Genomic DNA, 14,342 nt, shown 5'->3' with positions numbered 1-14,342 from the left:
GATCTGGGCGGAGCGATCAAGAGTTTCAAGGAGTCGATGAAGGAAGGCGCAGAGGGCCACGAGCAGGAGTCCGGCAACGACACAGAGCCCAAGAAAGTCACGGGCGGATCCGGGCGTGTGATTGACGCCGAGGTGACTTCCAAGGTCAAGAAGAAAAAGACCTAAGCCGGTTCGCGGCCAGGGACGATCGCGATGTTCGATATCGGTTTCTCGGAACTGGTGGTGATCGGCCTCATCGCACTGATCGTGCTGGGGCCGAAGCGTTTGCCGGAGGTGGCGCGGACGGCGGGCAAGTGGATGGGGCAATTGCGGCGTTTCATCAACAACGTCAAACAGGATCTCGACCGCGAAATTCATCAGGATGAACTGGCGGAGTTGCGCAAGCTCCGGGAAGAACTTGATAGCACCCGGAACCTGATGCAGAGCACCTCGGGCGACCTCATCAAGGGGTTCACGGAAACCGCCTCGGCGGCCGCGGCCAACACCATCCATTCAGACGAACCGCCAAAACTGACCGCCCTCATGGACCCGGCAGAGTTTGCCCCGCCCGTGAATAAGCGCGCACGCGCCAAATCCGCAAAAAAATCCCCGACCGGAAGGAAACATGGCGGAACGCGAAGAACCCGGCGCCCCTGAAGGCAGCCTCATTTCCCATCTTCTCGAGCTGCGCGACCGCTTGCTCTATGCGGTGATCGCCATTGCCGTGGTGTTCGGGGCGCTGCTGCCGTTTACCAGCAACGTGTACACGCTCGTGGCCAAGCCGCTGATGAATGTCCTGCCCGTCGGCGCGACCATGATCGCGACTGAAGTCGCCTCGCCATTTCTCACGCCTATCAAGCTCACGCTGGCGGTCGCCGTCGTGATTACGATACCCGTCCTGTTGTACCAGCTGTGGGCGTTTGTCGCTCCGGGGTTATATCGCCACGAACGGCGACTGGTGCTGCCGCTTCTGGTTTCGAGCACGGTGCTGTTTTACGGCGGCATGGCCTTCGCCTATTTCGTGGTGTTTCCCATGGCCTTCGGATTTTTCGTGCATGCCCTGCCGCCGGGCGTGACGATGATGACCGACATCCGGTTCTATCTCGATTTCGTGTTTTCCATGTTTTTCGCTTTCGGGATTTCCTTTGAAGTCCCGGTGGCGGTGGTGCTGCTCGCGCGCATGGGGGTGATCAATCCCGAAACGCTCGCCGGCAAGCGTCCCTACGTGATCCTGTGGGCGTTTATCGTAGCGGCAGTGCTCACGCCGCCGGATATTTTCTCGCAGTTCTTCCTCGCTATCCCGATGATCATATTGTTCGAGATCGGACTCTTTGTGGCGCGCCGCATGAAACGCGCCGCCGACGCCGCGGTGAACAGCGGAAGACGCGATCTGACCGATGAAGAAATCGAGGCCGAGTTCAAGAAAAACGATCAGGCTTTCACCGGCACAGACAAGGGCAGGGGCAGAAAAAAATAAGGCTCTAGGCGTTGTGACCGCGGTGCAACCTCTACTCCGTCAACGCCGCCCGTGCCGGACGTTCGATGGCGGTTGCCTCCAGCGTCAGCGATTTTCCGTCGCGCAGCACTTCCAGTTTCACGTGGCTTCCCGGCTTGCGGTTGGAAATCGCGATCAGCGCCTCGCGCGCCTCGGCGATTTTCTTGCCGTCGATGGCGACGATCACGTCTCCCGGCTGCATGCCGGCGCGGTGCGCCGGTCCGTCGCGCACCACGCCGACCACCACCACGCCCCGGGTGTCATCGAGTTCGAGGGCGCGCGCAATCTGCGGCGTGATCGCCTGCGCCTCGACCCCGAGCCAGCCGCGAACCGGCCGGCCGTGTTGCAGAATTTCCTTCATCACGTCTTCGGCGAGGCTGGTGGGAATGGCGAAGCCGATTCCCTGGTAACCGCCGCTGCGGGAAAACATGGCGGTATTGATCCCGACGAGATTGCCCTCGGCGTCGACCAGCGCGCCGCCGGAATTGCCGGGATTGATCGCGGCGTCGGTCTGGATGAAGTTCTCGAAGGTGTTGATGCCGAGCTTGTTGCGGCCGGTGGCGCTGACGATGCCCATGGTCACGGTCTGTCCCACACCGAAGGGATTGCCGATGGCCAGCACCACGTCGCCGACGCGCAGATTGTCTGAATGACCGAGCGTGATGACCGGCAGTTTCTTCAAATCAATCTTCAGCACCGCCACATCCGTGTCCGGATCGCTGCCCACCAGTTTGGCCTGCGCCATCCGGCCGTCCTGCAGTGAGACCTGGATCGCATCGGCGCCCTGGATGACATGATGGTTGGTGAGGATGAAACCCTGCTCGCTCATGATGACGCCGGAGCCGAGGCTGGTTTCGACGCGCTTGCGCGGGGTGATCAGATCGTCCGCGCCGCCGAAGAATTGGCGAAACACCGGGTCGTCGAAGAACGGATGCGGCCGTACCGTCACGACCTTGGCGGTGTTGATGTTGACCACGGCGGACGAGGCCTTGTCCACGGCCGCGGCATAGGAAGACGGGCCGTTCACCGGGCGTTTCACCGCTTCCGGCGCGGTCTGACGGATTTCGACCGTCGGGACCTCGTGCCGGGCGATCTCCGGCCAGAAATAGGTCACGAGGAAGGCAAAGGCCAGTCCGAGGACGATTGCCTGGGCTAGATAGGACAAGACAGGGGGCAGCCGCATAGTCGACCCGAAAGCTGGAATGATGGGGTGCCAATTCTATCGAAGTGTCGCCCCGCGTGCTGCGCCAAGGCGGCATGGCCGGCGGCGGGTGGATTTATCTGAAAAAATTGCCTGCGCGACTTGATTTATACGCTTGACTCAGGCGAATCGTTATATAATCCTATGCGCCGTTTTTCAGGGCGGGGAAGGTTTCTTCCGGATCAATTACCTGATTCATTTCAGAAAATTGCGCTGCTAGGCGTGATTTTTTTATTTTTTGCGCTTTAAAGATCGAGGGGGCTACATGAGTGAAGAGGGTGTCAATCCGCGCCGACGGCGTTTACTGGTGATCACCAGCGGATTAGGAGTCGTTGGAGCGGCCTTTGCGGCCACCCCCTTTGTCCTCAGCATGATGCCCAGCGCCCGTGCTAAGGCGGCCGGCGCGCCGGTTGAGGTCGATATCAGCAAGATCGAACCCGGTCAGTTACTCACCGTGGAGTGGCGCGGCAAACCGGTGTGGATCCTGCGGCGCACGCCGGAAATGCTGAAATCGCTTTCCGAGGACACCAAAGTCCTCGCCGACCCGAAATCCGAAGTGACCGACCAGCAGCCGTCCTACGCGCAGAACGAGGCACGTTCGCTCAAGCCCGAATATCTCGTGCTTGTTGGCATCTGCACCCATCTGGGCTGCTCGCCAGCCCAGCGTTTGCAGGCTGGTGCCGTTTCCGGCCTGGGCGATGAGTGGCCCGGCGGGTTTTTCTGTCCCTGTCACGGCTCCAAGTTTGACCTGGCCGGACGGGTCTACAAGAACGTTCCGGCGCCGACCAATCTGGTGGTCCCCCCGTACAGTTTCCTGAGCAACACGCGCATCATCATCGGTGTTGACCAGAAAGGAGCCGCGTGATGCAAAAGCTGCTGGCCTGGATCGATGACCGCTTCCCGCTGACCAAGGTCTGGGAAGAACATCTGGCGAAATACTACGCGCCCAAGAATTTCAACTTCTGGTATTACTTCGGCTCACTCGCGCTGCTGATGCTGGTGATGCAGATCGTCACCGGCATTTTTCTCACCATGCACTACAAGCCGGACACGGGGCTGGCGTTCGCCTCGGTCGAGTACATCATGCGCGACGTGGACTGGGGCTGGCTGCTGCGCTACATGCATTCCGTCGGCGCTTCGTTCTTCTTCATCGTGGTGTATCTGCACATGTTCCGCGCGCTGCTCTACGGGTCGCACCGCAATCCGCGCGAGCTCATCTGGCTGGTCGGCATGGTGATCTTCGTCGCGCTCATGGCCGAAGCGTTCATGGGCTATCTGCTGCCGTGGGGCAACATGTCCTACTGGGGCGCGCAGGTGATCCTCTCGCTGTTCGACGCGATTCCGCTGGTTGGCCACTTGCTTTCCGAGTGGATGCGCGGCGACTTCGTGGTGTCGGACGCGACCCTGAACCGTTTCTTCGCATTCCACGTCATCGCGGTGCCGTTGATCCTGGCGGCGCTGGTGTTCGTGCACATCGTGGCGCTGCACAAGGTGGGCTCGAACAACCCCGACGGCGTCGAGATCAAGAAAAAGAAAGGCGCGGACGGTATTCCGCTCGACGGCATTCCGTTTCATCCGTATTACACGGTGAAGGACATTGTCGGCGTGACGGTGTTTCTGATGCTGTTCTCGGCCGTGATTTTCTTCGCGCCGGAACTCGGCGGCTGGTTCCTCGAGCCCGACAACTTCATGCCGGCCAACATCCTGCAGACGCCGCCGGAGATCGTGCCGCTGTGGTACTTCACGCCGTTTTATTCGATCCTGCGCGCGAACACGTATGCGTTTTTTGGAATTGAGGCCAAGCTTTGGGGTGTGATCTTCATGGGGCTCGCGATCGTTTTCTTCTTCTTCCTCCCGTGGCTGGACCGCTCTTCGGTCAAGTCGATCCGCTACCGCGGCTGGATGTACAAGGCGGCGTTGGCGATCTTCGTCGTCGCCTTCCTCACCCTTGGTTATCTGGGCACCCAACCGGCGGCGGGTCCGAACCTCATCATTGCTCAGGTCTGCACGGTGCTCTATTTTGCATTCTTTGTCCTGATGCCGTTGTACACCAAAATTGACAAGACCAAGCCGGTTCCGGAAAGGGTGACGACGAAATGAAAAAGCTTCTGATCCTTCTTTTTCTTGCCGTCCTCCCGGCCGCTGCGTTCGCCGCCTCGGAACACGGTCCGAAACTCGATCCTGTCAACATCGATCTCAACGACAAGGCCTCGTTGCAGCGTGGCGCGCGCATCTTCGTCAACTACTGCCTGTCTTGCCACAGCGCTTCGTACATGCGTTACAACCGCATGGGCAATGATCTCGGCATCAGCGAAGAGCTGGTCAAGGAGAACCTCCTGTTCGCCGCGGACAAGGTGGGCGACCTCATGAAGGCGGTGATGCCGAAAGATGACGCCAAGCTGTGGTTCGGCGTAGCGCCGCCCGACCTGTCGCTGATCGCGCGGTCGCGCAAGCCGGCCTGGGTCTACGCCTATCTGCGCAGTTTCTACCGCGACCCCGAGTCGCACTCCGGATGGAACAACGTCGTGTTCCCGCACGTGGCCATGCCGCACGTGCTCTACGAATGGCAGGGCGACCAGCGGGCCGTATTCAAGAAAGATGCCCACGGTGTCGATGTATTCGAGGGTTTCGAGCTGGAGCGGCCCGGCAGCATGAGCGCGAAAGATTATGACGCCGCCATGCGCGACCTGACCAATTTCCTGGTCTATCTTGGCGAGCCGGCCAAACTGGTCCGTTACCAGATCGGCCTGTACGTGTTAATCTTCCTTGCCGTATTCCTGGTATTTGCCTACCTGCTGAAGAAGGAATATTGGAAGGACGTCCACTAAGTGTTTTGTTATTGATCCGGCGCGACAGCACCTCGACAAGCACGCAGCGGCGATCTTTTGTGCCATTTTCGTTTCAAGAGCAATCGTGCCGGATCAGTAATTGGGGCGATTCCCGGACGGCGGCAGCCGCTGTCCGGGTGTGACATTGCATAACGGAGACAACGCGATGACGACGCCCGCGGCGCGCAAGCCAATCATGATGCTTTATTCGGGGATGAGCGATCCCTATAGCCACCGCACGCGTATCGTTCTCTTCGAGAAGGACATCGAGTGCCAGATCGTCGAGATCGATCTCGCGAAAAAGCCGCGTGAACTCGGCGAGCTCAATCCCTACAACCAGGTGCCGACCATGGTCGACCGCGACCTGGTACTGTACGAATCGAACATCATCAACGAATATCTCGACGAGCGCCTGCCGCATCCGCCGCTGATGCCGGTGGACCCCGTCTCGCGCGCCCGCGCGCGCCTGATGCTGGTGCGCTTCGACCGCGACTGGTACAGCCTGATCCACGACATCACCGGCGGTGACAAGAAGGCCGCCACCAAGGCGCGCCACGCGCTGCGCGACGGGCTCACGGTGATCTCGCCGATCTTCAAGGAACAGCCGTTTTCCCTCGGCGAGGAATTCTCGCTGGTGGACTGCTCGCTCGCGCCGCTGTTGTGGCGCCTGGACCGCTGGGACGTCGAACTTCCGCGCCAGGCGAAACCCATCCTCGACTACGCCGAGCGTATCTTTGCGCGCAAATCCTTCAAGCTCTCGCTGACCGAAGCGGAGAAGGCGATGCGCGCACGCCCCCGGTGAATCGCGCGCCCCGCGTTTCAATCTTTTGCGCGCGTTGGTGACGGCGCATGACTCCGCTTAAGCTTTACCTGATCCGTGCGGTTTATGACTGGGCGGTGGATAGCGGCTTCACGCCGCAGGTGCTGGTGGATGCCACCACCGCGGGCGTGAAGGTTCCGCCGGCCTATGTCCAGGAAGGTCGCATCGTTCTGAACATCCATCCGCGCGCTGTCGGCCATTTCGAATTCGCCGCCGAGGCCATTCGATTCTCCGCCCGTTTCGGCGGTCAGAGTCTTCCGGTGGAAGCCCCGTACCCTGCTGTGCTCGCCATATACGCGCGCGAGAACAACCAGGGCATCACGTTTCCGGAAATGCTGGCTGGGGAACAGAAGGAATCCGGCCCCGAGGACAAACCGCCTGACGGCAAACCGCCGGCCAGGGGCCCGGCGCTTCGTATCGTTAAATAGCACGCATGTCGCGCGTTTCGCGCCGCCGGTGCGGTGACGGTGTCGGATGCCACGCGCTTGGATTATGTTAGGGATATTCACCCATTCGGGAGACGGGCAATGCGCGTTTTGAAACTACTTATGATTCTTCCCGTGATATTCATGACTTCGCCGGCGCACGCGACCGACGTCAAAACCGGCGCCAGCGCAGGCGATGAGGCGCGGCCGGAAAACGCCGAACCGCAAAAGGTTCAAAGTCCGTCTGACCGCGTCGAACGGCCAAAACGGGAGGCGGTGAAGATGTCGCCGACCATCCGTGTGTCACCGCTGCATCCGGTCGAAGCTGGAAAAATGCGCCGGATGGCGCCTGCGCGCGCCGACTCGCCGTTGCTGAATATGCCGGCACCCAAAGACATGTCGTCGCCACAGGGTGGCGAACCCCCCGGGGTTCGCTGACAGCGAGACTGCCGCATCATGATTCGCGTGATTCAGGCCGACATCACCACGCTCAAGGTGGATGCTATCGTTAATGCCGCGAATGAAACCCTGCTCGGAGGCGGTGGCGTGGACGGCGCGATTCACCGTGCCGCCGGCCCGGAGTTGCTGGCGAAATGCCGCACACTCGGCGGCTGCTCCACCGGCGAGGCGAAAATCACCCCCGGTTTCAAACTTCCCGCGAAATGGGTGATCCACACCGTGGGGCCGATTTGGCGCGGCGGGGAGCATCACGAACCGGTATTGCTGGCCAATTGCTATCGCCACTCACTGGATCTTGCATATGAATACGGAATCAAGACCATTGCGTTTCCGGGCATCAGCACCGGCGTCTACGGCTATCCCAAGGACGAGGCGGCGAAGATCGCGGTGACGATCATGCGGGAATACGAGAGCAAATTCGACGAGATCATCGCCTGCTGCTTCAATGCGGGTGATAAGACATTATACGAAAAGTTGTTGATGTCCTGAAGCGTTCTTCCGACTCCCGAACAAATCCCCGCGTTGTGAAATCACCGGCCACAGGCAATAATGCCCTGGTGCCATGGACTCTGTGCGCCATTTTGCTTCATGGGTCGTAATAGGAATCTGCCTGGCAGCTTCATTGCTGTTCGGCGGCGTAACGGTCGCGGCCCCGCCTGAAGACGCCGCGGCGATTGTGAAACAGGCGATCGACTACTGGCGCGACGTTTCGTCCTACTCCGTCATCGACATGACCATCCACCGCCCCGACTGGGAGCGGACCATGACCATCCGCGTGTGGACCCGTGGGGAGAAGGAGTCGCTGGTGCGCGTCACGGCCCCGCCCAAGGATGCCGGTAATGCCACGCTGCTGCTCGACAACGACATGTGGAGCTTCACGCCCAAGATCAACCGCGTGATCAAGATTCCCTCGAGCATGATGAGCCAGAGCTGGATGGGATCGGACTTCTCCAACAACGACCTGGCCAAGGCTGACGATCTGATCGAGCAGTACACGCATAGGCTGCTGCGCACCGAGTCGCACGACGGCCACAAGGTTTACGTTATCGATTCCACGCCCAAGGAAACGGCGCCGGTGGTGTGGGGGCACGAGGTGCTCACGATCCGCGACGACTGGCTGATCCTGGAGCATGCGTTCTACGACCAGCAGAACGTGCTGGTGAAGAAGCTCGTCACGTCCGACATCCGGCCCATGGGCGGCAAGCTGGTTGCCGCTCGCGAGCGCATGCAGAAGCTGGACAAGCCCGGCGAATGGACCGACGTGGAGACGCGGGAAGTGCGATTCAACATTCCGATCTCGGCCAGCACTTTCACGTTGTCCAATCTTGGCAACCCGCGAGAATGATTAATTAAGTATCGGAGCGTCGAATGACGATTACCCCGCGACTGGCCTGGCGCAATCTGTGGCGGCACAAGCGCCGGACCTGGCTCACGGTTTCGGCGATCGCGTTCGTCACGGTGCTGATGGTATTTCTTATCACCCTGCAGCTCGGGTCGTACGATCTGATGGTCGACAGCAGCCTGCGCATCTTCACCGCCCAGATGCAGGTGCAGCGCGAGGGCTACCTCGACAAGCCGCAGATCCGCAAGATCATCCCCGATGCGGTCGCGCTGGCGGAGCGTCTGCGTGCGGATCCGGCGCTGCGTGGTGTGGGCATCGCAACACGGGCCCAGGCATTCGCGCTCGCGTCTAGCGGTACGCGCAGCTACGGCGTGCAGGTCGTGGGGGCCGAACCGGAGCATGAGCCGGGCGTGTCCACCGTGCCGCGACTCATGAAGTTCGGGCGCTACCTGGCCGCGCACAACGCGCAGGAGGTGGTGCTCGGCGCACCGCTCGCGAAGAATCTCAACATCCGGGTGGGCGACGAACTGACCCTGCTCGGCTCGGCCATGGACGGCTCGGTGGCCGCAACCATCGTGCCGGTGGTGGGCATTTTCGAAAGCGGCATGCGTGAGCTCGACCGGGTGCTGGTGGAGATACCGCTCGGCACATTTCAGGAGCTGTTCGGGATGGGGCAGGGCGCGCACGCGATTGCGCTGCTCGCGCCTGACCTCGCGCAGCTGCCGCTGATGCACCGCGAAGTCGCGCGCCTGCTGCCGGCGGCGCCGGAGCTGGTGGTGCTCGACTGGGACCGGCTGATTCCCGGTCTCAAGCAGATTATCGAAGCGGACTGGACCATCGACTGGTTCATCTACGTCGCGCTGATCCTGGTGGTGACGCTCAGCATTCTCAACACGTTTATCATGTCGGTGCTGGAGCGCACGCGCGAGTTCGGCATCATGCTGGCACTCGGCGCCACCCCGCTGCGCATCGGGACGCTGGTGTTCGCCGAAACGGCGCTGCTGGCGCTGATCGGTCTGGGCATCGGCATCGGTATCGGGTTCGGAATCGCCGCTTATCTGTCGGTGCACGGGTTCACCTATCCCGGCCTCAAGGAGTTCATGGGCCAATATGGCCTGCCGGCGCTGATCTATCCCAAGCTCTCGGCCAAGGCGATTCTGATCGGGCCGGCGGTGATCCTCAGCTTCATTCTGGTCGCGGCCCTGTACCCGGCGTTCCGGATTCGCAAGCTGCAACCGGTGGAGGCCATTCATGTCGCCTAGTGCGGCACGCCTGCCGCTGTTCCTGATGCTCGCCTGGCGCAACCTGTGGCGGCACAAGCGCCGGACACTGGTTATGCTGTTCGCGCTGGTGCTCGGCATCTGGTCGATGATCGTGATGGCGGCGCTGATCCGCGGCTCGATGGAGGAGCAGGTTCAGAAGGAGATCCGCAATCTCACCGGACATGTGCAGATCCATGCGCCCAGCTATCGCGACGATCCGGCGGTGGAACATCGTTTCGCCGTGACCCCGGCGCTTGCTGAGGCTCTGCACGTGAAGGCAGTGGTCGCGGCCGGCGCGCGCGTGCGCGTGCCGGCGGTGATCGCGAGCGAGCGTGAATCGGCTGGCGTGACGCTGATGGGTATCGATCCGCAGGGCGAACGCGGCCTGTCGTTCATCAGCAAGGCCGTCACCGATGGCGCGTACCTGTCCTCGCCGGACGATCCGGGCTTGCTGCTCGGCCGCAAGCTGGCCGAACAGCTTGAAACCACGCTCGGGCGGCGCGTGGTGCTGATGAGCCAGGACGCCAACAACCAGATCGCCGATCGGGGTTTCCGCGTGGTCGGCATCTTCGATGCCGACCCGCAGGCACTGGAGACCGGGTACGTGTTCGTTGGGCTCAACGTCGCGCAGCAGATGCTCAAGATCGGCAAGGATGTCTCCGAGGTCGCGGTGATGACGCCGGACCGCAAGCGGCTGGAGGCGGTCGTGGCATCGCTGCGCGCGGCCGCGCCCGGCGAGGACGTCGCCGCGTGGACTGAGGTGCAGCCGATGGTGGTGCTGATGGAAAAGATCCACAACGTCGTGCTGCTCATCTGGTTCGCGGTGGTGTTCACGGCCATGGCGTTCGGGCTGGTCAACACGCTGCTCATGGCGGTGTTCGAGCGCACCCGCGAGTTCGGCCTGTTCCAGGCGCTCGGAATGCCGCCGCGCTTTATCCTTGGCCAGGTGCTGGTGGAATCGCTGATCCTGCTGGGGATCGCGCTGCTGCTCGGCAACCTGACATCGTGGTTGAGCGTGGTGGGCCTCAAGGGCGGCATCGACCTCTCGATGTTCGCGGAAGGCCTGGAGATGGTGGGCATGAGCCCGGTCATGTACCCGGCGCTGGCCGCGGGCGACGTCACCGCCGCCAACGTGATCGTGGTAGTGCTCGGGGTGTTGGCGAGTCTTTATCCGGCGTGGCGCGCATCGCGTTACGTCCCGGTGGAAGCGATAACGAGGGCTTGAAACACATGGACAACACTGTTGTCTGTCGCAGGCTGAGCAAGGTGTACCGCCAGGATGCCGTCGCCGTCCAGGCGCTCGCTGACATCAATCTCGAAGTCCCGAAGAAGGATTTCCTGTGCCTGTCCGGCCCGTCCGGTTCCGGCAAGAGCACGCTTCTCAATCTCATCGGCGGACTCGACAAGCCCACCAGCGGCGAGGTGGAGGTGGACGGCATCGTGCTCGCCACGCTCGACAAGGGCGCGCTCGCGAGGCTGCGGCTGGAGCGCATCGGTTTCGTGTTCCAGGCCTACAACCTGATCCCGGTGCTGACCGCGCGCGAGAACGTCGAGTTCGTCATGCAGTTGCAGGGCGTTTCGGCGCAAGAACGCACCGACAAGGCGGTGAAAATCCTCAAGGAGGTGGATCTGAGCGAGCTCGCCGACCGCCGCCCGGGCGAGCTTTCCGGCGGCCAGCAGCAGCGCGTCGCAGTAGCGCGCGCCATCGTCTCCGAGCCGTCGCTGGTGCTCGCAGACGAACCGACCGCCAATCTCGACTCGAAGACCGCGCAGGCGCTCATGGAGCTGCTGGTGCACATGAACACCGAGCACAATGTGACCTTCATTTTTTCCACCCACGATAAACTGGTCATGGAGTTCTCGCGGCGACTGATCACGTTGCGCGACGGCCGGATAGTGGATGACGTACGGCGTGATTGACCCGTATATATTTCGAGGAAAGAAAATGAAAATACTTTTATGGAGCGATGACCTGATGAGCCGCGTGCGTATCGAGTCGCGCTGGAAGGCCGCCGGCGCGCAGATGCTGCGGCGCGACGCCGCCGAGACCCCGGATCTGATCGTGATGGACCTGTCCGCGCGCGACGTTGCCGGACATATCCGGAAATTGCGCGAGCAGTTTCCGGCCACGGACATCATTGCCTTCGGGCCGCACGTGGACGCGGAGGGTTTCTGTGCGGCCAAGGCGGCGGGCGCTAGCGAATGCGTGGTGCGCGGTTCGGCTGTTGAACGCGTGCTCAGGCGCATGGGCAGCAGCGGATGATGGGTTTCGGGCGGACGCTACTTCTCGTCGCATTGCTCTCTACCGCGCCGGTTATGGCCGATGACTGGCAGTTCGGTGGCCACGTTAAATTCCAGTACACCTATACCGATTACCGCCCCGACGATATCAATGCCGTTTTTGGCGGTGATCCGGCACACGATCAGAGCCTCGACCTGCGTCTGAAGGCGGAAAACCGTACCGGCCCGTGGGAGTATGTGGCGCATTACGAGCTCCTCGCCGTCGCCGGCGACACCCCGGAGGTGCGAAATCGCATGGCTGCGGCCGGCGTCCCGCTGTTTCGCACCCCGAGCGGTTTGCCGGATGACAGCCGGCAGTTGTTCGATCTTACCCACGAAACCGCGGAGCGCGACCGCCTCGACGCGGTGCAGCGCCTCGACCGGCTTTACGCCGGCTACAGCAGCGCGCGTCAGACGTTGCGCGTCGGGCGCCAGGCGGTGACCTGGGGCAACGGTCTGTTGTTCCAACCGCTCGATTTCGTCAATCCGTTTTCGCCGATCGCCATCGACAAGGATTACAAAACCGGGGAAGACATGCTTTACGGCCAGTGGCTGCTGAGCGGGAAGAACGACATGGAGGCGATGGTTGTGCCGCGACGCGACCCGGCGACGGCTCGTGTGGAAAGCGATCAAAGTTCCTATGCCCTCAAGTACCGTTTGCGCTTTACTGGCGTCGATGTCGATCTGCTTGCCGCGCGCCATTTCGCCGAGAACCTGGCCGGCCTTGGCGTCGTGAAAAGCGTCGGCGGGGCAGTGTGGCGCATGGATATCAGTTACACCAGTCTCAAAGACGGTGGCAACGCCACCTCGCTCGTGACCAATATGGACTACTCGTGGATGTGGGGCGGCAAGAACGTGTACGGCTACCTCGAATATTTCCTCAATGGTGTCGGAGAATCCGACCGTGCGAATTACTCCATGCCTAATGTCGAGCTCAGCGAACGCCTCGCGCGCGGCGAACTGTTCACGCTCGCGCGTGACTACACCGCCCTCGGGCTGCAGGTCGAATTCACGCCGCTGTTCAATCTGTTTACAAATCTCATTGCGAATCTGGACGATGGCAGCAAGTATCTCCAGCTCCGCGGCGTGTACGACTGGCAACAGAACGTGCAATTGATGGCGGGAGTCAATCTGCCGTCCGGGGACAGGGGGACGGAATATGGTGGTGTGCCGGTGACGGGTACATCATCATTTGCCTCCACGGGGAAGTCGGTGTATTTAAGAGGGGCGTATTATTTCTGACCCGCACCGGCTGAGACAGAAACTTATACTGTTCCGGCGTGTCATAGAAAAAAGTTTACAACGCTACTATCGAAAGAGCCATGAAGGCGCACGTGATAAAAAAATGAACCAGTCATGTTAATCGCATCCATCCTTGCGGCGCTGCTGGTCGTTCTCAGCACATTCACGCACTACGAAGTATTGCGCTTGCTGTCAGCCTACGTTCCCCGAATCCGGATCCGGCCGCGGGCGAGGTTGCTCGTGATACTGTTCGGTACATTTTCTGGCCACTTGCTGGAGATCGGTTTCTACGCGTTGGCTTATTACTATCTCAAGGATCATTTTGATCTCGGTAATTTTGGCGGCAAGTTTGCCGACAACTTCACGTCCTACCTTTATTTTTCCGCCGAAACTTATACGACCATCGGGCTGGGCGATATCTATCCGCTGGGACCTCTGCGCCTGATTACCGGCATTGAGGCATTGAACGGTTTACTGCTCATCGGCTGGTCGGCGTCGTTTACCTATCTGGCCATGCAAAAATTCTGGAACATCAGGGAGCGGGATTAGCCCGCGCGGCCGCCTGATCGTATACTCACTTCCCCATGCCGCAGACCGCAAAACTGTTTCTGATTCTTGGTGGTTTTAATGCCGCGCTGGTCGTGTTACTTGGCGCTTTCGGTGCGCATGGATTGAAAGCAAGAATGACAGCAGAGATGCTGTCGGTGTATCAGACGGGTGTTCACTACCATCTGTTTCATGCGCTGGGCTTGCTGGCGGTGGGGCTGGTGGCGGCGCAGATTTCGGATTCGTCTTATCTCCGGTGGTCCGGATGGTTGATGCTGGTTGGGGTTATCCTTTTTTCCGGCAGCCTATACCTGTTGAGCGTCAGCGGGCTGCGCTGGCTCGGCATGATTACTCCCTTCGGCGGCATTTCGTTCATCATCGCGTGGATTCTTTTCGTGGTCTCGATAGTGAAATCAGCTTAAAAGACCAAATTCCATCCAATCTGCGCTTCTTCGGCTTGCTT

General features: G+C 60.8%; 18 protein-coding genes. 17 read left to right on the top strand and 1 reads right to left on the bottom strand.

Annotated features, from left to right (window positions below; all coding sequences use genetic code 11):
- Positions 1-192: 192 nt before the first annotated feature.
- Both tatB and tatC read left to right on the top strand, forming a co-directional pair.
- Positions 193-636, top strand: coding sequence for a Sec-independent protein translocase protein TatB (gene tatB, locus WB402_RS02635; RefSeq protein WP_424205365.1), 444 nt, complete (start codon positions 193-195; stop codon positions 634-636).
- Positions 605-1,456, top strand: coding sequence for a twin-arginine translocase subunit TatC (gene tatC / locus WB402_RS02630; RefSeq protein WP_424205364.1), 852 nt, complete (start codon positions 605-607; stop codon positions 1,454-1,456). The genes tatB and tatC overlap by 32 nt, the downstream gene beginning before the upstream one ends.
- Before the next feature lie 31 nt (positions 1,457-1,487).
- Here the strand turns inward: tatC and WB402_RS02625 are convergent, their stop codons facing one another.
- Positions 1,488-2,651, bottom strand: coding sequence for a Do family serine endopeptidase (locus tag WB402_RS02625; protein ID WP_424205366.1), 1,164 nt, complete (start codon positions 2,649-2,651; stop codon positions 1,488-1,490).
- A 289-nt stretch (positions 2,652-2,940) separates the two neighbouring features.
- Here WB402_RS02625 and petA point away from each other — a divergent pair, with 289 nt between their 5' ends.
- The 15 genes from petA to WB402_RS02550 all read left to right on the top strand — a co-directional run bounded on the left by petA (position 2,941) and on the right by WB402_RS02550 (position 14,301).
- The gene (petA, locus tag WB402_RS02620) at positions 2,941-3,540 is read left to right on the top strand and encodes a ubiquinol-cytochrome c reductase iron-sulfur subunit (RefSeq protein WP_424205363.1); all 600 of its coding nucleotides are present in this window, start codon (positions 2,941-2,943) and stop codon (positions 3,538-3,540) included.
- Complete coding sequence (locus WB402_RS02615; RefSeq protein WP_424205362.1) at positions 3,540-4,775, top strand: cytochrome b; 1,236 nt, start codon at positions 3,540-3,542, stop codon at positions 4,773-4,775. The genes petA and WB402_RS02615 overlap by 1 nt, the downstream gene beginning before the upstream one ends.
- Entirely contained in the window at positions 4,772-5,503 is a 732-nt protein-coding gene (locus WB402_RS02610; RefSeq protein ID WP_424205361.1) for a cytochrome c1, read from the top strand. Before WB402_RS02615 ends, WB402_RS02610 begins: the two co-directional genes overlap by 4 nt.
- Before the next feature lie 166 nt (positions 5,504-5,669).
- Positions 5,670-6,305, top strand: a complete 636-nt coding sequence (locus tag WB402_RS02605) for a glutathione S-transferase N-terminal domain-containing protein (RefSeq protein WP_424205360.1) — start codon at positions 5,670-5,672, stop codon at positions 6,303-6,305.
- A gap of 47 nt (positions 6,306-6,352) precedes the next feature.
- Positions 6,353-6,751, top strand: coding sequence for a ClpXP protease specificity-enhancing factor (locus WB402_RS02600; RefSeq protein WP_424205359.1), 399 nt, complete (start codon positions 6,353-6,355; stop codon positions 6,749-6,751).
- Between the two features lie 132 nt (positions 6,752-6,883).
- A complete protein-coding gene (locus WB402_RS02595) occupies positions 6,884-7,186 on the top strand; it encodes a hypothetical protein (protein ID WP_424205358.1) in 303 nt (100 codons plus the stop codon).
- Between the two features lie 18 nt (positions 7,187-7,204).
- A complete protein-coding gene (locus tag WB402_RS02590) occupies positions 7,205-7,696 on the top strand; it encodes an O-acetyl-ADP-ribose deacetylase (protein ID WP_424205357.1) in 492 nt (163 codons plus the stop codon).
- Between the two features lie 73 nt (positions 7,697-7,769).
- Positions 7,770-8,552 (top strand): outer membrane lipoprotein-sorting protein, encoded by a 783-nt coding sequence (locus WB402_RS02585; protein ID WP_424205356.1) that lies wholly within the window; start codon positions 7,770-7,772, stop codon positions 8,550-8,552.
- Between the two features lie 23 nt (positions 8,553-8,575).
- The gene (locus WB402_RS02580) at positions 8,576-9,811 is read left to right on the top strand and encodes an ABC transporter permease (protein WP_424205355.1); all 1,236 of its coding nucleotides are present in this window, start codon (positions 8,576-8,578) and stop codon (positions 9,809-9,811) included.
- A complete protein-coding gene (locus WB402_RS02575) occupies positions 9,801-11,036 on the top strand; it encodes an ABC transporter permease (RefSeq protein WP_424205354.1) in 1,236 nt (411 codons plus the stop codon). The genes WB402_RS02580 and WB402_RS02575 overlap by 11 nt, the downstream gene beginning before the upstream one ends.
- A 5-nt stretch (positions 11,037-11,041) precedes the next feature.
- A complete protein-coding gene (locus tag WB402_RS02570) occupies positions 11,042-11,731 on the top strand; it encodes an ABC transporter ATP-binding protein (protein ID WP_424205353.1) in 690 nt (229 codons plus the stop codon).
- 25 nt (positions 11,732-11,756) lie between these two features.
- A complete protein-coding gene (locus tag WB402_RS02565; protein WP_424205352.1) occupies positions 11,757-12,074 on the top strand; it encodes a hypothetical protein in 318 nt (105 codons plus the stop codon).
- Positions 12,071-13,333: a hypothetical protein gene (locus WB402_RS02560; protein WP_424205351.1), complete on the top strand. Its 1,263-nt coding sequence runs from the start codon at positions 12,071-12,073 to the stop codon at positions 13,331-13,333. The genes WB402_RS02565 and WB402_RS02560 overlap by 4 nt, the downstream gene beginning before the upstream one ends.
- A 114-nt stretch (positions 13,334-13,447) precedes the next feature.
- Positions 13,448-13,882, top strand: coding sequence for an ion channel (locus tag WB402_RS02555; protein ID WP_424205350.1), 435 nt, complete (start codon positions 13,448-13,450; stop codon positions 13,880-13,882).
- A gap of 35 nt (positions 13,883-13,917) precedes the next feature.
- Positions 13,918-14,301: a DUF423 domain-containing protein gene (locus WB402_RS02550; RefSeq protein ID WP_424205349.1), complete on the top strand. Its 384-nt coding sequence runs from the start codon at positions 13,918-13,920 to the stop codon at positions 14,299-14,301.
- Positions 14,302-14,342 lie beyond the last annotated feature (41 nt).

It is taken from the genome of Sulfuricaulis sp. (assembly GCF_049587675.1).
Taxonomy (GTDB): domain Bacteria; phylum Pseudomonadota; class Gammaproteobacteria; order Acidiferrobacterales; family Sulfurifustaceae; genus Sulfuricaulis.
The sequence above is the reverse complement of the archived record's forward strand: the minus strand, read 5'-3'. Positions and strand labels throughout refer to the sequence as shown.

What these genes read in the sequence shown, in the direction of transcription:
- tatB (WP_424205365.1), top strand. Translation starts at nt 193, where the DNA reads ATGTTCGATATCGGTTTCTCGGAACTGGTGGTGATCGGCCTCATCGCA.
- tatC (WP_424205364.1), top strand. Translation starts at nt 605, where the DNA reads ATGGCGGAACGCGAAGAACCCGGCGCCCCTGAAGGCAGCCTCATTTCC.
- petA (WP_424205363.1), top strand. Translation starts at nt 2,941, where the DNA reads ATGAGTGAAGAGGGTGTCAATCCGCGCCGACGGCGTTTACTGGTGATC.
- WB402_RS02615 (WP_424205362.1), top strand. Translation starts at nt 3,540, where the DNA reads ATGCAAAAGCTGCTGGCCTGGATCGATGACCGCTTCCCGCTGACCAAG.
- WB402_RS02610 (WP_424205361.1), top strand. Translation starts at nt 4,772, where the DNA reads ATGAAAAAGCTTCTGATCCTTCTTTTTCTTGCCGTCCTCCCGGCCGCT.
- WB402_RS02605 (WP_424205360.1), top strand. Translation starts at nt 5,670, where the DNA reads ATGACGACGCCCGCGGCGCGCAAGCCAATCATGATGCTTTATTCGGGG.
- WB402_RS02600 (WP_424205359.1), top strand. Translation starts at nt 6,353, where the DNA reads ATGACTCCGCTTAAGCTTTACCTGATCCGTGCGGTTTATGACTGGGCG.
- WB402_RS02590 (WP_424205357.1), top strand. Translation starts at nt 7,205, where the DNA reads ATGATTCGCGTGATTCAGGCCGACATCACCACGCTCAAGGTGGATGCT.
- WB402_RS02585 (WP_424205356.1), top strand. Translation starts at nt 7,770, where the DNA reads ATGGACTCTGTGCGCCATTTTGCTTCATGGGTCGTAATAGGAATCTGC.
- WB402_RS02580 (WP_424205355.1), top strand. Translation starts at nt 8,576, where the DNA reads ATGACGATTACCCCGCGACTGGCCTGGCGCAATCTGTGGCGGCACAAG.
- WB402_RS02575 (WP_424205354.1), top strand. Translation starts at nt 9,801, where the DNA reads ATGTCGCCTAGTGCGGCACGCCTGCCGCTGTTCCTGATGCTCGCCTGG.
- WB402_RS02570 (WP_424205353.1), top strand. Translation starts at nt 11,042, where the DNA reads ATGGACAACACTGTTGTCTGTCGCAGGCTGAGCAAGGTGTACCGCCAG.
- WB402_RS02565 (WP_424205352.1), top strand. Translation starts at nt 11,757, where the DNA reads ATGAAAATACTTTTATGGAGCGATGACCTGATGAGCCGCGTGCGTATC.
- WB402_RS02560 (WP_424205351.1), top strand. Translation starts at nt 12,071, where the DNA reads ATGATGGGTTTCGGGCGGACGCTACTTCTCGTCGCATTGCTCTCTACC.
- WB402_RS02555 (WP_424205350.1), top strand. Translation starts at nt 13,448, where the DNA reads ATGTTAATCGCATCCATCCTTGCGGCGCTGCTGGTCGTTCTCAGCACA.
- WB402_RS02550 (WP_424205349.1), top strand. Translation starts at nt 13,918, where the DNA reads ATGCCGCAGACCGCAAAACTGTTTCTGATTCTTGGTGGTTTTAATGCC.